This is a genomic window from Rahnella victoriana, from assembly GCF_021276285.1.
GTDB classification, from domain to species: domain Bacteria; phylum Pseudomonadota; class Gammaproteobacteria; order Enterobacterales; family Enterobacteriaceae; genus Rahnella; species Rahnella victoriana.
This window is the reverse complement of sequence record NZ_CP089919.1, coordinates 2,907,670-2,923,276: the sequence shown is the minus strand read 5'-3', so window position 1 is coordinate 2,923,276 and position 15,607 is coordinate 2,907,670. Positions and strand designations below refer to the sequence as shown.

Sequence of the window (15,607 nt, the reverse complement as noted above, 5' to 3'; positions counted from 1 at the left end):
CTGGCACGCTTTATGTATAGCCAGTATCTGAAACCAATGACTTAGGGATTAAATCATCATGAACCGGTTCATCATTGCCGACCCCAAAAAATGCATCGGCTGCCGTACCTGTGAAATTGCCTGTGTGATGGCGCACAGCGATTCGCAGGATATCTCGCTGCTTAACGCCGCCACTTTCGCGCCACGTCTGCATGTGATCAAAGGCGTCAATCTCAGCACGCCGGTGATGTGCCGCCAGTGTGAAGATGCGCCCTGCGCCAATGTTTGCCCGAACGGCGCGATTGCCCGTACCGGCGATCACGTGCAGGTCATGCAGGAACGCTGCATCGGTTGCAAAACCTGCGTTGTTGCCTGTCCGTACGGTGCGATGGAAGTGGTGACAAAACCCATTTTCCGCCAGAACGGCGCGGCCATGACCGCCACCTCCGACAAAGCCGAAGCGCATAAATGCGATTTGTGCCATGCCCGCGCAGAAGGCCCGGCCTGTATGGAAATCTGCCCGACCAAGGCGCTGTATGCCATCGACCGTAACCAGTTACAGGAAATGAACGCAGAAAAACGCCGCCGCGCTGCGCTCGACAGCACCTCCCCGCTGCTGTTTTAACCCCGGATAGAGGAAGTAATACCATGAAAAAAGTCACCACTGTCTGCCCGTATTGCGGGGCCGGATGTAAATTGAATCTGGTTGTGGATAACGGAAAAATCATCCGCGCAGAAGCTGCGAACGGGGTGACCAATCAGGGCGAGTTATGCCTGAAAGGTTACTACGGCTGGGATTTTCTCAATGACACCAAACTGCTGACCCCGCGCCTGACGCAACCGATGATCCGCCGTCAGAAAGGCGGAAAATTCGAAGCGGTCAGCTGGGATGAAGCTATCCGCTACACCGCGCAGCGCCTGAAAGAGATCAAACAAAAACACGGCCCGCGCGCCATCATGACCACCGGTTCTTCCCGTGGTACCGGCAATGAAACCAACTACGTGATGCAGAAATTTGCCCGTGCGGTGATCGGCACCAACAACGTCGACTGCTGCGCCCGCGTGTGTCACGGCCCGTCGGTCGCCGGTTTACAGGCCACGCTCGGTAACGGCGCGATGAGTAATTCCATCGGCGATATCGAGAACTCAAAATGCCTGCTGGTGATCGGCTATAACTGCGCCGATTCCCATCCGATCGTCGCTCGTCGGGTGATCAAAGCCAAAGAAAAAGGCGCACAGATTATCGTCTGCGATCCGCGCCGCATCGAAACAGCGCGTATTGCCGATCAGCATCTGCAAATCAAAAACGGCTGCAACATGGCACTGGTGAATGCTTTCGCCCATGTGCTGATCGAAGAAAATCTGTATGACCACGACTATGTGGCGAAATACACCGAAGGCTTTGAGGAATACCGCAAAAATGTCGCGGATTACTCACCGGAAGCCGTGGCTGAGCAGACCGGCGTGTCCGCACAGCAAATCCGTCAGGCCATGCGCACTTACGCGGCGGCACCTTCCGCCACCATTATGTGGGGCATGGGCGTCACGCAGTTTGGTCAGGCGGTGGACGTGGTGAAAGGTCTGGCGGGTCTGGCATTGCTGACCGGTAACCTTGGCCGCGCCAACGTCGGCGTCGGCCCGGTGCGTGGTCAGAATAACGTGCAGGGTGCCTGCGACATGGGTGTGCTGCCGAATGAATTCCCGGGTTACCAGTCCGTCACCGATCCGAAAGTGCGGGCGAAATTCGCCGATGCCTGGGGCATTGATGTCAACCAGATGGACGACAAAATCGGTCACCGCATCACTGAAATCCCGCATCTGGCGATGGAAGGCAAGGTGAAAGCCTATTACATCATGGGCGAAGATCCGTTGCAGACCGAAGCCGATTTAGGGCTGGTACGCAAAGGGTTCGAGGCACTGGAATTCGTGGTGGTGCAGGACATCTTCATGACCAAAACCGCTGAACAGGCGGACGTGATTTTACCGGCAACGTCATGGGGCGAGCACGGCGGCGTGTTCTCCTGCGCGGATCGCGGCTTCCAGCGTTTCGAGAAAGCCATCGAACCGAAATACAACGTCAAGCGCGACTGGGACATCATCAGCCTGCTGGCGACCGAGATGGGTTATCCGATGCATTACCGCGATAACCAGGAAATCTGGGACGAAATGCGCAACCTGTGCCCGCTGTTCTACGGTGCGACCTACGAAAAAATGGGCGAACTGGGACATGTGCAGTGGCCCTGCACCACGCTGGAAAGTCCGGGGACACAATACCTGTACGCCGACAATCATTTCGATACCCCGACCGGCAAAGGCCAGTTGTTCGCCGCACCGTGGCGCGCACCGGCGGAAGTGCCGGACGGCGATTATCCGCTGGTGCTGTGCACCGTGCGCGAAGTCGGTCACTACTCCTGCCGTTCGATGACCGGTAACTGCGCCGCCCTGCAAACGCTGGCTGATGAACCGGGCTTTGTGCAGATGAATCCGGTGGATGCACAGGCGCTGGGCATTCGCGATCAGCAACTGGTCTGGGTGGCGTCGCGTCGCGGTAAGGTCATTTCCCGCGCCAACTACAACGAGCGTATTAACCTCGGTGCGGTGTACATGACCTATCAGTGGTGGATTGGTGCCTGTAATGAACTGACACAGGACAACCTCGATCCGATTTCCAAAACGCCGGAAACCAAATACTGCGCAGTGAAAGTCGAACAAATCGCCGATCAACGCTGGGCCGAAAACTATGCCCAGCAAAGCTACAGCGACATGAAAACGCGCCTGCGCAGCGCCGTTGAAGATGTGATCCCGGTGGTTGAGATTTAGCTTTTAAGCGCCTCACCAAAGGGGTGGGTTCTTAGCTCCTCCCCCTGCGAAGGGGGAGATTTAGCTTTTAAGCGCCTCACTAAAGGGGTGGTTCTTAGCTCCTCCCCCTGCGAAGGGGGAGGCTGGGAGGGGGTTTAGCAGGCAACACCAGATCCGGAGTTGCCATTAATACCCCACCCCAACCCTCCCCTTCGCTGGGGAGGCAGCAAAACCCTCTTTTCGCAGCCCTCTTCTTAAACGTTTTTAAAAGGTTTTTTATGTCTGGTTTACTCATCCGCATCAGCGGCAAAGTCCAGGGCGTCGGTTTCCGGCCTTTTGTCTGGCAACTGGCTGACCGGTTGCGGCTTCGCGGCGAAGTGTGCAACGACAGCGCGGGTGTGGAAATCAGGCTCCTTAAACCGGTAGACATTGAAGCCTTTATCGAACAGTTACAGCGCGATTGCCCGCCGCTGGCGCGCATCGACAGCATCCGTTTTACCCCTTTCGACTGGCGAGCGTCGCCTCAGCATTTCACCATCACTGACAGCCGTCACAGCCAGATGGACACCCAGGTGGTGCCCGATGCGGCGACCTGCCCCGAATGCCTGAAAGACATCACCCGTGCGGGTGACCGGCGCTTCGGCTATGCCTTTACGAACTGCACCCATTGCGGCCCGCGCTTTACGCTGATCCGCGCCATGCCGTATGACCGGCCGTCCACCAGCATGGCGGAATTCCCGCTGTGCCCGCAATGTCAGCAGGAATATCAGAATCCGGCCGACCGGCGTTTTCACGCGCAACCTGTCGCCTGCCCGCACTGCGGCCCCCGGCTCAGTGCGACATTCTGCGATGGCAAAACACAGGCGCAGGATGATGCCGCGCTGGCATGCGCCGTCGCCGCATTACGCGCGGGGAAAATCATTGCTGTCAAAGGGCTGGGCGGTTTTCATCTGGCCTGTGACGCCACGCAGCAGAACGCCGTGATGCGTCTGCGTGAACGCAAACAACGGCCGTCAAAACCGCTGGCGGTGATGCTGCCGGATACCGGCTGGCTGGCGCAATGCAGTGATGACAGCCCGCAGTTTGCGCTGCGGGAACTGCTGGCGTCCCCCGCTGCGCCGATTGTGCTGGTCAGCAAAAGCGCGATGTCACCGCTCTGTCCGTCCGTTGCGCCTGAGCTGGATGAAGTCGGGGTGATGCTGCCGTTTACCCCGCTGCATCATTTGCTGATGCAGGCGTGCGGGGTGCCGCTGGTGATGACCTCCGGGAATGCCGCCGGATGCGCCCCCGCGCTGACCAACGAAGCCGCGCTGACGCAGCTCAGCGGTATCGCCGATCTGTGGCTTTTGCATAACCGCGATATCGTTCAGCGCGCCGATGATTCGCTGGTGCGCCTGACGCCTCAGGGCACCGAAGTGCTGCGCCGTGCGCGCGGTTACGTACCCGATGCCCTGCCCCTTCCGGCGGGTTTCGATAGCCAGCCGCCCCTTCTGGCGCTGGGCGGCGATCTCAAAAATACCTTCTGTCTGGTGCGGGGTGGCGAGGCCATTCTCAGCGCCCATTTTGGCTCTTTGACCCGCAGCGATATCGCCGGACAACAGCGGCAGGCGATTCACCATTTCCTGCAGCTTTATGACTGTACGCCGGTAGCGGTGGCGCGGGATGCGCATCCCGGTTATGTCAGTCATGAAGGGGCTGAACGCCCCGGCATACGGGTAGTGGATGTCCTTCATCATCATGCCCATATCGCCGCCTGTCTGGCCGAACACCGCTGGCCGCTGGATGGCAGCAAAGTGATCGGGCTGGCGCTGGACGGACTGGGTTATGGCATTGCTGAGGATAAAACCGGCGCGCTGTGGGGCGGCGAATGTTTGCAGGTGGATTATCTTCATTGTGAACATTTGGGGGGATTGCCTGCCGTTGCGCTGCCGGGCGGTGATCGTGCCGCGCGCGAGCCATGGCGCAATTTACTGGCGCAATGGCAGGCATTCGTGCCGGACTGGCAGTTGCGGCCTGAGGCACAGGTTCTGTTTTCACACCCGTGGCAGCCGTTGTCAAAAGCCATCGCCGCCGGAATCAATGCACCGCTGGCGTCCTCCTGCGGGCGTTTGTTTGATGCGGTTGCCGCCGCACTCGGCTGCGCCCCCGCGCACCTCAGCTGGGAAGGGGAAGCCGCCTGCCGTCTGGAGGCGCTGGCGCATCACGCGCAGGGCATCTCACATCCGGTGTCGCTGCCTTTGCGCCACACGCCTGCGGGCACCCTGTTGGATCTCGCCACCTTCTGGCAGCAATGGCTTGGCTGGCAGGCCGCGCCCGCCGCACGGGCTTTTGCTTTTCATGATGCCCTTGCGCAGGGCTTTGCCGCCCTCGCCCGCTATCACGCGGTGAGAACCGGCACCCGCACCGTCGCACTGGGCGGCGGCGTGTTGCATAACCGTCTGCTGCGCCAGCTTTTACACCACTATTTAGCGCCCCTCCGCGTTCTGATGCCGCTGGCGGTTCCGGCCGGTGACGGCGGGCTGGCGCTGGGTCAGGCGGTGATTGCCTGCGCCCGCCTTCAGAGTTCCCCTTCCGTGCTCCATTCAAATAATGCAGAAAAGGATCGTCATGATTAACCGCGAATTTTTCCATACTCACCGCCGCGCCTTCTGGCTGTTAACCGGACTGGTGGCTGTCAATTTACTGGCCTGGGGCTGGGCACTGGTGGTGTTCCGCCACAATGCTGCGCTGGTGGCGGCGGCGTTGCTGGCTTACGGTTACGGGTTGCGTCATGCCGTCGATGCGGATCATATTGCGGCCATTGATAACGTCACCCGTAAGCTGATGCAGCAGGGGCAGCGCCCGGTGGCTGTTGGGGCGTTTTTCTCCCTCGGACATTCGAGCATTGTGGTGCTGGCCTGCGTGGCTATCGCCGCCACTTCACTGGTGTTTGGTAATAAAATTGGCTGGCTGCATGAGTACGGCAGCACGATCGGCACCCTGGTCTCGGCGCTGTTTTTGCTGATGATGGCGTTACTGAATGCGTTGATCCTGCGCGACGTGTATCGCCGTTTTCAGAAAGTAAAACAAGGCCACACATTCAGCGACAAAGAAGAACAGCACGCAGTACAAGGCGGGGTCATGAGCCGGTTATTCAGCTTTGCCTTCAATATGGTCAATAAAAGCTGGCAAATGTATCTGGTGGGTTTTCTGTTCGGGCTGGGTTTTGATACCGCCACGGAAATCGGCCTGCTGGGGATTTCCGCTGCCGGTGCCTCTTCCGGCATGTCGGTGTGGAGCATTCTGGTGTTTCCGGCGCTGTTTGCCAGCGGCATGGCACTGATTGATTCGCTGGATAATTTTGTTATGGTCGGCGCCTACGGCTGGGCGTTCGATAAACCGGTGCGCAAGCTCTATTACAATATGACCATTACGGCCACCAGTGTGGTGATCGCCCTGTTTATCGGCGGGCTGGAAGTACTCGGACTGATGGCGGATAAGCTGAATTTACAGGGCGGCCTGTGGGCAGTTGTCGGACGTCTGAATGAGAATATGGGCAGCGTCGGGTACGCCGCCGTGGCGATTTTCGTGGTGTTCTGGGCCTGCTCTGCGATCCATTATCGTCGCAAAGGCTATGACAATCTGGCGGTGTAACGCGGCCTGCTGTCAGGCGTCGTTCGGCAGGGTGAGCTGTTTTTCCAGCCGCAGTTTGTCGCCATCGGTCACAGTGATCAGTATTTGTGTTTTTCCGCCGGGCTGGACGGCAAAACGCATCTGTCCCAGAGGCTGCGGCTGGTTGGCGGAAAGATTCATATTGTGGCTCTGGCGGCTGGTGCTGCTCCCCGCCGCGCCCTGCTGTGACACAGAAACCGCCACCTGACAGGCGCAGGCTTTAGTGAGACTGACCATCGGGGTAATCACATAAGTTTGCGCATCGTTGTGTGTATCGAACCAGAGCTGGTTAGACATCACGGCGGCAATCAGGAGTAAATGCATAACGTTTATGCTCCGGTTTGGTCGAAAAAAAACAGGGCTAGTGCCCTGTTCTGAGAAGCTTTTGCCATGACTCATGGCAGAAGCTAAACCTGTTTTTTGCTCCTCCCCCTGCGAAGGGGGAGGTCGGGAGGGGGTTTCGCAGGCAACATCAAATTCGACGTTGCGATTAATACCCCACCCCAACCCTCCCCTTCGCAGGGGAGGGAGCTGAATCAGTTTTGTGAAGCGTACGCGAGGTTGCCGGTACCAGACTGAACAATATTGGTCAGAGCACCGTTAGCCCCTTGCGAAGCCTGAGCATAGTTGCCAGAACCATTTTGGGAAACCAGCACTTTGCTGCCGTTTGCAGTTTGTGCAACGTTAGCATTGTTGAAGTCACCCTTCTGAGAAACGCTCACCAGACTGCCGTCGCCGGTCTGATTGGTGCTCGCGGTATTTCTGTACCCATCCTGACCGATGGAGGTCAGCGATTTTTGCGCGCCTGCCTGAGTGGCATTCGCCAGGTTTGATGTCCCCTGTTGGTAAATCTGAATTTCAGAATTCCACTGAGTCGCTGTGAATGTCGGCACTGTGGATACCGGAGGCGTCGGCGTATGATCGCCACCACCGCCACCGCCATTACCACCGTAACCTGCAAACGCACTGCCACTGACGACTAAAGCGGAGACTGCCACAATTTTCCAAAGTTTCATGATGCTACCCCATTGGTTTAATATCGGATGTCATAAGAACGTATGTTTATTAATGCTGTGTCACTCTAATCGCCATTCCTGACGAGTTTTGTACGACGCCGCTGGTCTGGTTCGTACCATTCTGGCGAATCTCGGTCACACTCCGGCCTTTTTGCAGAATGTAAGCGGTATTACCAAAATTTTGTTGCGTGATGGATGCATCCCCACCGCCGCGCTGCGATATATAAGCAAAGTTATCGCTGCCGCTTTGGGATATATCCGCGTTATTTCCATTACCTCGCTGATTGATCACCGCGGTATTTTCTGACCCTGACTGACGGATAACGCTGGAATTGCCATAACCCGTCTGATGATTCGCGGCCAGATTGCTGTTCCCGTTTTGATAAATCATTGATGAATTCCCTGATGAACTTCTCGCGCCAGCAAACACTTGCTCCGGATTACCCGTTCCTATCTCCGGATAAGCCATATCAAACTGCTGAGCGTGAACGACCCAGGAGACTGAAAGTAACGCCAGGGTCAATAAAGTCTTTTTCATTTCGTCACCCTGTATATCGCCGGTAACTGGTTATTGGCTCACCGGGTTATTGCTGTTGACGAATTGATTATGGAGTTTACGAAAAATAAGGAACTCACCCGCACGTCGTATTTTAATTTCCGGCTTCAGCAAAAAGTATGAGAAGCCTTTTATCATACATTGTGACCACCGGGTGACAGTAAAAGGTCAGCAGGGCTAATAGACCCCATGGCATTTATCCTAAAGTTAACGACGCGGCAGGCGTTAATAATCACACAAATGCAACTATTCTTAATTCCCTGTGAAATATAAATCAGGGGTAAAAGAGATCTCCCGCACATTTCCATCCCTTAACAGTGCCCTGAAACCACCATTCCCTGGTGTTATTACGCCTTTTAACCCTGCATAAAAGGGCCAGCGAGCATGCTCACCTAAGTGAAATCAATAATTAAACCGGTACTGATTTGCGTTATTAAAGACGAAGCATGAAGCCGGCTGGTGTTTCATCAGAATTATTAAGCACCGGTATTGTTCAAATGTGCAGTTTTAACAAGGCTAAACGTTAAGATAGTGTAAAGCCGTTACTTAAGTTCTGTTTAAGAGGGGCGTATTGAGTTTTACTCAATACATAAGGAAAACTTTATACATTTTGAGTTACATTTTGAAACATAAATAAGCCTTGCGTAAGGGAAGCCAAAAGCTAAATTGAGTCTGTACCGCACATAAGCCACCTGAAAATATTATGTGCCTCATGCTGCGTTTATTTGCTATTTTCAGATATGCACAGCGAACATACAGCTATAGATTTAGCAAAATAAAATCACGGTCTATTTCCTGCCTTTTCTATTATCAGGCAATGGCAGACTGTGGCTATAAAAAATCAGGGCAGGGTTTCATTATGAGTAATGAAGCAGCAATCAATAATAATATTCTTTTATTAGTGACTAAACCATCATTACAGGCCAGCGCTTTATTGCAGCAATTAAAACAGCAACTTTGTGTCAATACCCGACTTCATAACATCCATAAATCACTGGAGGATCAATATCTTCATCAGACATTAATTCTCTTCGATATGATGGAAGCCGATCGCCGGACTATTGAGTTATGGCAATCCGCTATTACCCGTTATCACGACAGCGTGAAGTTATTATTATTAAACACCCCTGATAATTATCATTTTCGGGAAATAGAAACCTGGCCGGGGATCAGCGCGGTGTTTTATCTTTCCACCGATGAAGAACATCTGGTGGAAGGCATCCGCAGCGTGATCCGCGGTGAGTGCTATTTCTCACAGGGCTTCGCCAGCTACCTGATCAATCAGTCCGGTGCCTTCCGCCATCTGCATTCAGAAGATACCGGCCTGACCCATCGCGAAAAAGAGATCCTCAATAAGTTACGTGTGGGTGCCTCAAACACGGAAATCGCACGGTTGCTGTTTATCAGCGAGAACACCGTGAAGACGCATCTCTATAATTTATTTAGGAAAATCTCGGTTAAAAACCGCACCCAGGCGGCGTCCTGGGCTAATGACAATCTCAAGCGCTGACATCATGACGATATGCATCAAGGGCTTCTGGCTCTGGCTGGCGCTGCTGTGCGCCACCTGCCTGCATGTTCAGGCGGCGGATATAAGGGATCCCGGGTTAATCACCGACCGCACGGTGACGTCGGTAGGCCACGATTTTTACCGGGGTTTTACCGCTAAATGGGAAGAGAACTACCCGGAAACCATCACGATTTCAGAAAGACCCAGCGCCCGCTGGGGCAGTTGGATCACCATAAAAATAGGTCAGGACACCTTATATCAGACCCTGCTTTTTCCGAACCGTCGCAATTTTGATAAGGACGTCGATACCGCCATTGCCGGGGTCACCGAGGCGTTATCACGGCGGCAGTTAGACAAAGCGTTACTTGGTACCGGGGATCTTGCCCATGACGAATTTTAATGCACAGCCTCTTCTAAGGAGAGCATCGTGAATATTCCAGTCTCAGCTCCGCGTTCAGTCATGCTGCTGGCGTTACTGACGGCGTCCCCGGTTTCCTGGGGCGGCAACATGGTTTACCAGTTCATCAACCCGAATTTCGGCGGCAACCCGAATAATGGCGCATTCCTGCTTAACGAGGCTCAGGCGCAGAACTCTTATAAAGATCCCGACGCCTATGATTTCGGCACGACCAGTACCTCCGCGCTGGATAATTTCACGGCGTCGATTCAGTCGCAGCTGCTGGGCAGTCTGATGGGCAACATCAATCAGGGGAAACCGGGACGGCTGGTGACACAGGACTTTATCGTGGATATCCAGAATACCGACGGGCAACTGGTGATGAACGTCACCGACCGCAAAACCGGCAAAGTTTCCACTATTCAGGTTCAGGGTTTGTCTGCCACGACCAACTGATTCCGACGACAAATAAAAAACAGGAACGACATTATGCGCAGCTATTTAGTTCTCATCGCAGTTTTTGTGTTGAGCGGGTGCCTCACAGCAGCACCGAAAGAAGCCGCAAGACCGACCTTATTACCCCGTGCGCCCAGCTATAGCGATCTGACCCATCTGCCTTCGCCGCAGGGCAGGATTTTTGTGTCGGTCTATAACATCCAGGACGAGACGGGCCAGTTTAAACCGTACCCGGCCAGTAACTTCTCGACGGCGGTGCCGCAAAGCGCCACGGCGATGCTGGTTTCCGCCCTGAAAGATTCGAAGTGGTTTATTCCGCTGGAACGTCAGGGGCTGCAAAACCTGCTGAACGAACGCAAAATCATCCGTGCTGCGCAGGAGAATGGCAGCGTGGCCATCAATAATCAGCGGCCGCTTTCTTCACTGGTGGCGGCAAATATCCTGATTGAAGGCTCGATCATTGGCTATGAAAGTAATGTGAAATCGGGCGGCGTGGGGGCGCGTTACTTCGGTATCGGTGCCAGTACGCAATACCAGTTGGACCAGATAGCCGTGAACCTGCGTGCTGTCGACGTCAATACCGGGGAAGTGCTGTCGTCTGTGAATACCAGCAAGACGATTTTGTCCTATGAAGTGCAGGCCGGGGTGTTCCGCTTTATCGACTACCAGCGTTTGCTGGAAGGCGAGCTGGGCTACACCACCAATGAGCCTGTGATGTTGTGTCTGATGTCGGCGATTGAATCCGGAGTGATTTATCTGGTGAATGATGGCATCGAACGTAACCTGTGGCAGTTGCAGAACCCGTCGGAGATCAACTCGCCGATCCTGCAACGCTACAAAAACAGTGTTGTCCCTGCCGAATCCTGATGAGAGGCAGGGACAACGCTCTTTTTATAGTGCTGTCCCTGCCAGACCCTGTCGATGAGGCTGCTCCTGGTCAGAAGCAGATATGACTCAACTTATCATGCCGGAGTTCAGAGGCTAGCGGCATAATCAATCTTCAGATTTTTAGTGCATCGATCACTATTCTCAACGCGGGTGACACATTGCGATGAGGATAATAGAGGTATGAACCTTCCAGACGTTGGCTGTAACGCGGCAATACTCTGATAAGTTTCCCACTTTCTAAATCATCACAAACCAGCTCCTCAGGAACATAAGCCAGCCCCAGACCTAGCCTGGCGGCTTCTGCTTCCATATAGCTATCAGAAAAAACCCACTGCCCCTGCGGCTGGTGCGTCACTTTTTTCTCATCCTGATTGAGTTCCCAGGCGTACAAACTGCCATCGGCAAACTGATAGGCAATACAGGGATGTGCCACTAAATCAGCCGGGGTTTGTGGAAACCCGTAACGACGAAAATGTTCGGATGTGGCAACAACAGCCATCTCCATATCGGGTGTAATGCGTACCGCTATCATGCCGTTTCCTACTTCGGGTCCAAGGCGTATGCCAGCATCGAACCTCTGGGCAATAATGTCGACGAACCGGCTTTCACTGATCAGCTCCAGCCTGATGTCCGGGTAACGTTGTTTAAATATCGCGAGCCTGGGCAGAAGTACTTTATCAATAGCATGCTGGCTGGCATTGATACGAACCGTGCCGGAAGGGGTCTGGCGATAATGTGCGAGTGTGGCAAGCCCCGTATTTAACGCATCAAATCCAGACTCTGTCGTCTGGTAAAGTTGCTCACCAGCCTGTGTCAGCGATAACCTGCGCGTGGTACGAACCAGAAGCTGTACACCCAACCTCTCCTCAAGTTCGCGAACAGAACGACTGACCCCCGATTGCGCAAGTCCAAGCCGGTGCGCCGCAGCAGTGAAACTGCCTTCGCGCACGACCTGCATAAACAGATAAAGCTCATTATAGTTTTCCCGTTTTGCCATCACTGTGTCCTTGCCGTCTATATATAACAATTTGGTATTAATTCTAGCAGTGATCGCCTACTAATCAGCACTATTTATGCTGACTATAATACCCCCTATCGATACCAGACACTGCAGTGTTGTCCGTATGAGGCCTGTACCTACACATCGTTTTTCAGGGGACTTTTTTATGAATGTTTTCGCCAGAAAACTGACAGCCGCGATACCTGCAATGCTGCTATTTACGACATTAAGTGGAGTCACAACAATGAGTCACGCGGATACAATCAACCCGAATGCCCCAGTCTCGATGGTAGAAAAATGGGACAAAACCTTTGCTGAGAGCAATAAAGTTGATCACCGGAAGGTGACATTCCAGAACCGTTACGGAATTACGCTGGTCGGTGATCTGTACATTCCTAAAAAACGTGGAGACAGCAAACTTGCTGCTATTGCATTAAGTGGCCCCTTTGGTGCGGTCAAAGAGCAATCCAGCGGTTTGTATGCCCAAACACTGGCGGAAAAAGGGTTCGTGACATTGGCATTCGATCCCTCTTATACCGGTGAAAGCGGCGGCTATCCGCGCAATGTTGCCTCTCCGGATATCAATACCGAGGACTTCAGTGCTGCGGTAGATTTCCTTGGATTACAAAAAGAGGTGGATCGCAACCGCATCGGTCTGCTGGGCATCTGCGGCTGGGGCGGGATGGCGCTGAATGCAGCAGCAATGGATACACGTGTTAAAGCGGTGGCGACCAGCGTTATGTACGACATGAGCCGGGCAATGGGGCATGGCGTTGGAGACGGAAAAGACCGGTATTCAACCGCCGATCGGCGTGCCGTATTGCAGTATCTGAACGAGCAACGCTGGAAGGATGCAGAAAACGGGACTCCCGCCCATGCAGGCCATGATATTTATGTTGATCAGCACGGCAAGGTCAGTACTTCTGAACGTATTTTACCGGAAACTTTACCGGCGGATCCCAACCCGATACTGAAAGAATTCTTTGATTATTATCGTATGCCGCGCGGTTACCATGCGCGCTCAGTTAACTCTACTGGCGCATGGACTGCGACTACCCCCTTATCGTTTATGAATATGCCTCTGCTTAGCTATGCAAATGAAATCACCATCCCTGCGCTGATCGTTACGGGTGAAAATGCGCATTCGCGCTATTTTGCAGAAGATGCATTTAAAGCGGTTGGCAGTAAAGAGAAAGAACTGGTGATTGTGCCGGGCGCCAATCATGTTGATTTATACGACAACGTCGCCGGTAAAATACCTTTCGCCAGGTTTGAGCAGTTTTTCAAAACCAGCTTAAAATAATTCATTAAGATATAAACATTTAAAAAGCTGCCTGTACCAGACAGGTGGCTTTAATTCTGACCTCAGCCCCGCCAGCTGCCACAGAGAACACTTCTTTTCCTCCCTTTTTTAATCGTTATTCCATGAACAACGGCCTTCACTGGTTTGCCTGAGCAGGTCGGGATGATATGTAGAGATGCTGACAATATGTCCACACTGAGCCTTAAAACACCACATGATAAAGTGCACGCACACTGGAGTGGAATTTTTGCCATGACCTTGTGCGTTTTTGTACTGGTTGCATCGGAATTTTTGCCGGTCAGCCTGCTGACACCTATAGCCAGGGATTTACACGTAACGCAGGGGCAGGCCGGACTGGGAATCGCTATCTCAGGTGCTCTGGCGGTCCTGACCAGTCTGACCATTTCAAACATTGCCGGTAATGTGAACCGTAAATATCTTTTGCTGGGGATGACGGTACTGATGGCAATATCGGGGATCATCATTGCACTGGCCCCAAACTATCTGATTTATATGTCAGGGCGCGCCCTGATTGGTATTGCTATCGGTGGATTCTGGTCAATGTCTGCAGCAACGGCCATTCGCCTTGTACCTTCACACAAGGTAGGCCGGGCGTTGGCCATTTTTAATGGCGGTAATGCACTTGCGACTGTCGTAGCGGCGCCGCTTGGCAGCTATCTTGGCGCAACCATCGGCTGGCGCGGAGCCTTCTTGTGCCTGGTTCCTGTTGCGACAGTTGCCTTCATCTGGCAATGGTTTAGCCTGCCTGACATGGCGGGTAACAAAGGACATCAGACACGCGGCAGGGTTTTTCGATTGTTACGTCGCCCTGTAGTGTCAACTGGCATGCTGGCTTGTGGATTATTTTTTATGGGGCAGTTTGCGTTATTTACCTATGTACGCCCGTTTCTGGAGACCATCACCCGGGTCAATACATCCGGCTTATCCCTGATTCTGCTCACCATAGGTGTAGCGGGTTTTGCTGGCACGCTGATCGTCGCCACATTCCTGAACGCAAGGTTTTACCAGACGCTGGTTGCCATCCCTTTTCTTATGGCTACCCTCGCCGGGACGTTAATGCTAACCGCACATAACGTTTGGTTTGTTACGCTGCTTTTGGGGGTTTGGGGAATGCTTGCAACAGCGGCTCCAACCGGATGGTGGACATGGGTCGCGCGTACGCTGCCGGAGAATGCCGAGGCAGGAGGTGGACTTATGGTCGCCGTCGTCCAGCTTTCCATTGCGTTGGGTTCGACAGCCGGAGGCATTATGTTTGATAACCTTGGCTGGCAGAGCGCTTTCGGGCTGAGTGTCATGTTGCTCTTCAGTGCTGCAGGACTGACCTTTTACACATCACGTCAGGACCACACGCCTCGTTAAAGAGGAAAGTGACTGGCGAAGGGAAGTGGCGGGTTGACGCCGCTTCCCTTCTTTTTTTCCGGCAACCTCAGGTTTTGTTTTCCTCCGTTTTCACCACCTGACGGTAATTGTTCACCCGCTTTTTATCCTCGAGATTAAAGTCAGGATCGAGATAAATGCTCACCCGCTTGATCAGCAGATCGTCAAAGACAAAGACGCTACAGAAATGATGGCTGCCGGCTTCCGATGTCGGCCAGCGGTCGCCGTTTTGCATCACGCCGCGCATCTGCCCTTCCAGTACAATGACATCTCCGTCACTCAGAAACTGAAATGCATCCTGAATGTGCTGGATTTTGTCGATTTCGAGCGCAAAACGTTTACCGAGTTCTCCTAATGAAGTCTTGCCCTGCGCGGTGCCAAATTTCGGAAAAAACAGCACCACATCTTCGGCAAAAAGATCCAGTAATGACGCGTCAGCCTGATCCAGTTTGGCGTAGAAATTCTTAACAATTTCAATGCGTTTTTCTTTCAGTTCGTGTTCTGCCATTTTCACCTCGACTTTCTCCATCTGATCACTAAGCCTAGTGACTGCCGCTGATTTTGCCAGTTATGGGAGACGCTCACATCACACGGACACCGCGCTGATGAAGAGTTTTCTGCACCGGAGGCCGGAACCCACTACACTGGCATGAG

General features: G+C 53.6%; 15 protein-coding genes. 10 read left to right on the top strand and 5 right to left on the bottom strand.

The features are described from left to right. Window positions 1-58: 58 nt before the first annotated feature. The 4 genes from hydN to J9880_RS13590 all read left to right on the top strand — a co-directional run bounded on the left by hydN (window position 59) and on the right by J9880_RS13590 (window position 6,411). Window positions 59-604, top strand: a complete 546-nt coding sequence (gene hydN / locus J9880_RS13605; protein ID WP_095922935.1) for an electron transport protein HydN — start codon at window positions 59-61, stop codon at window positions 602-604. Between the two features lie 23 nt (window positions 605-627). Next, window positions 628-2,799: a formate dehydrogenase subunit alpha gene (fdhF, locus tag J9880_RS13600; RefSeq protein WP_232769467.1), complete on the top strand. Its 2,172-nt coding sequence runs from the start codon at window positions 628-630 to the stop codon at window positions 2,797-2,799. A 257-nt stretch (window positions 2,800-3,056) separates the two neighbouring features. Then, window positions 3,057-5,393, top strand: coding sequence for a carbamoyltransferase HypF (hypF, locus tag J9880_RS13595; protein WP_232769466.1), 2,337 nt, complete (start codon window positions 3,057-3,059; stop codon window positions 5,391-5,393). Beyond that, on the top strand, window positions 5,386-6,411 hold the full coding sequence (locus J9880_RS13590) for a HoxN/HupN/NixA family nickel/cobalt transporter (RefSeq protein WP_232769465.1): 1,026 nt from the start codon (window positions 5,386-5,388) through the stop codon (window positions 6,409-6,411). Before hypF ends, J9880_RS13590 begins: the two co-directional genes overlap by 8 nt. 12 nt (window positions 6,412-6,423) lie before the next feature. Here the strand turns inward: J9880_RS13590 and csgC are convergent, their stop codons facing one another. The 3 genes from csgC to J9880_RS13575 all read right to left on the bottom strand — a co-directional run bounded on the left by csgC (window position 6,424) and on the right by J9880_RS13575 (window position 7,983). Then, a complete protein-coding gene (gene csgC, locus J9880_RS13585; protein ID WP_131694051.1) occupies window positions 6,424-6,753 on the bottom strand; it encodes a curli assembly chaperone CsgC in 330 nt (109 codons plus the stop codon). 212 nt (window positions 6,754-6,965) lie between these two features. Further along, on the bottom strand, window positions 6,966-7,445 hold the full coding sequence (gene csgA, locus J9880_RS13580) for a curli major subunit CsgA (RefSeq protein WP_232769464.1): 480 nt from the start codon (window positions 7,443-7,445) through the stop codon (window positions 6,966-6,968). Between the two features lie 49 nt (window positions 7,446-7,494). Next, a complete protein-coding gene (locus J9880_RS13575) occupies window positions 7,495-7,983 on the bottom strand; it encodes a curlin (protein WP_232769463.1) in 489 nt (162 codons plus the stop codon). Between the two features lie 877 nt (window positions 7,984-8,860). Here J9880_RS13575 and csgD point away from each other — a divergent pair. The 4 genes from csgD to csgG are packed head-to-tail and all read left to right on the top strand — an operon-like array spanning window position 8,861 to window position 11,231. Beyond that, entirely contained in the window at window positions 8,861-9,511 is a 651-nt protein-coding gene (gene csgD / locus J9880_RS13570) for a biofilm master transcriptional regulator CsgD (protein ID WP_095925187.1), read from the top strand. After that, entirely contained in the window at window positions 9,492-9,911 is a 420-nt protein-coding gene (gene csgE, locus J9880_RS13565; protein WP_195817427.1) for a curli production assembly/transport protein CsgE, read from the top strand. Before csgD ends, csgE begins: the two co-directional genes overlap by 20 nt. A 60-nt stretch (window positions 9,912-9,971) precedes the next feature. Then, window positions 9,972-10,364, top strand: coding sequence for a curli production assembly/transport protein CsgF (gene csgF, locus J9880_RS13560; RefSeq protein WP_095925188.1), 393 nt, complete (start codon window positions 9,972-9,974; stop codon window positions 10,362-10,364). 33 nt (window positions 10,365-10,397) lie between these two features. Then, window positions 10,398-11,231: a curli production assembly/transport protein CsgG gene (gene csgG / locus J9880_RS13555; protein ID WP_095922942.1), complete on the top strand. Its 834-nt coding sequence runs from the start codon at window positions 10,398-10,400 to the stop codon at window positions 11,229-11,231. A 133-nt stretch (window positions 11,232-11,364) separates the two neighbouring features. Here the strand turns inward: csgG and J9880_RS13550 are convergent, their stop codons facing one another. Then, entirely contained in the window at window positions 11,365-12,249 is an 885-nt protein-coding gene (locus J9880_RS13550; protein WP_095922943.1) for a LysR family transcriptional regulator, read from the bottom strand. A 169-nt stretch (window positions 12,250-12,418) separates the two neighbouring features. On the opposite strand from J9880_RS13550, the gene J9880_RS13545 reads away from it, so the two are divergent. Both J9880_RS13545 and J9880_RS13540 read left to right on the top strand, forming a co-directional pair. Next, window positions 12,419-13,555, top strand: coding sequence for an alpha/beta hydrolase (locus tag J9880_RS13545; protein WP_095922944.1), 1,137 nt, complete (start codon window positions 12,419-12,421; stop codon window positions 13,553-13,555). 186 nt (window positions 13,556-13,741) lie between these two features. Then, window positions 13,742-14,935: an MFS transporter gene (locus J9880_RS13540; RefSeq protein ID WP_095925190.1), complete on the top strand. Its 1,194-nt coding sequence runs from the start codon at window positions 13,742-13,744 to the stop codon at window positions 14,933-14,935. Window positions 14,936-15,002: 67 nt separating this feature from the next. Here J9880_RS13540 and J9880_RS13535 read toward each other — a convergent pair whose 3' ends face one another. Then, window positions 15,003-15,461, bottom strand: a complete 459-nt coding sequence (locus J9880_RS13535) for a nuclear transport factor 2 family protein (protein WP_095925191.1) — start codon at window positions 15,459-15,461, stop codon at window positions 15,003-15,005. Window positions 15,462-15,607 lie beyond the last annotated feature (146 nt).

What these genes read in the sequence shown, in the direction of transcription:
- J9880_RS13575 (WP_232769463.1), bottom strand. Translation starts at nt 7,983, where the DNA reads ATGAAAAAGACTTTATTGACCCTGGCGTTACTTTCAGTCTCCTGGGTC.
- hydN (WP_095922935.1), top strand. Translation starts at nt 59, where the DNA reads ATGAACCGGTTCATCATTGCCGACCCCAAAAAATGCATCGGCTGCCGT.
- J9880_RS13545 (WP_095922944.1), top strand. Translation starts at nt 12,419, where the DNA reads ATGAATGTTTTCGCCAGAAAACTGACAGCCGCGATACCTGCAATGCTG.
- csgG (WP_095922942.1), top strand. Translation starts at nt 10,398, where the DNA reads ATGCGCAGCTATTTAGTTCTCATCGCAGTTTTTGTGTTGAGCGGGTGC.
- csgC (WP_131694051.1), bottom strand. Translation starts at nt 6,753, where the DNA reads ATGCATTTACTCCTGATTGCCGCCGTGATGTCTAACCAGCTCTGGTTC.
- J9880_RS13535 (WP_095925191.1), bottom strand. Translation starts at nt 15,461, where the DNA reads ATGGCAGAACACGAACTGAAAGAAAAACGCATTGAAATTGTTAAGAAT.
- J9880_RS13550 (WP_095922943.1), bottom strand. Translation starts at nt 12,249, where the DNA reads ATGGCAAAACGGGAAAACTATAATGAGCTTTATCTGTTTATGCAGGTC.
- csgF (WP_095925188.1), top strand. Translation starts at nt 9,972, where the DNA reads ATGCTGCTGGCGTTACTGACGGCGTCCCCGGTTTCCTGGGGCGGCAAC.
- hypF (WP_232769466.1), top strand. Translation starts at nt 3,057, where the DNA reads ATGTCTGGTTTACTCATCCGCATCAGCGGCAAAGTCCAGGGCGTCGGT.
- csgD (WP_095925187.1), top strand. Translation starts at nt 8,861, where the DNA reads ATGAGTAATGAAGCAGCAATCAATAATAATATTCTTTTATTAGTGACT.
- csgA (WP_232769464.1), bottom strand. Translation starts at nt 7,445, where the DNA reads ATGAAACTTTGGAAAATTGTGGCAGTCTCCGCTTTAGTCGTCAGTGGC.
- J9880_RS13590 (WP_232769465.1), top strand. Translation starts at nt 5,386, where the DNA reads ATGATTAACCGCGAATTTTTCCATACTCACCGCCGCGCCTTCTGGCTG.
- J9880_RS13540 (WP_095925190.1), top strand. Translation starts at nt 13,742, where the DNA reads ATGTCCACACTGAGCCTTAAAACACCACATGATAAAGTGCACGCACAC.
- csgE (WP_195817427.1), top strand. Translation starts at nt 9,492, where the DNA reads ATGACAATCTCAAGCGCTGACATCATGACGATATGCATCAAGGGCTTC.
- fdhF (WP_232769467.1), top strand. Translation starts at nt 628, where the DNA reads ATGAAAAAAGTCACCACTGTCTGCCCGTATTGCGGGGCCGGATGTAAA.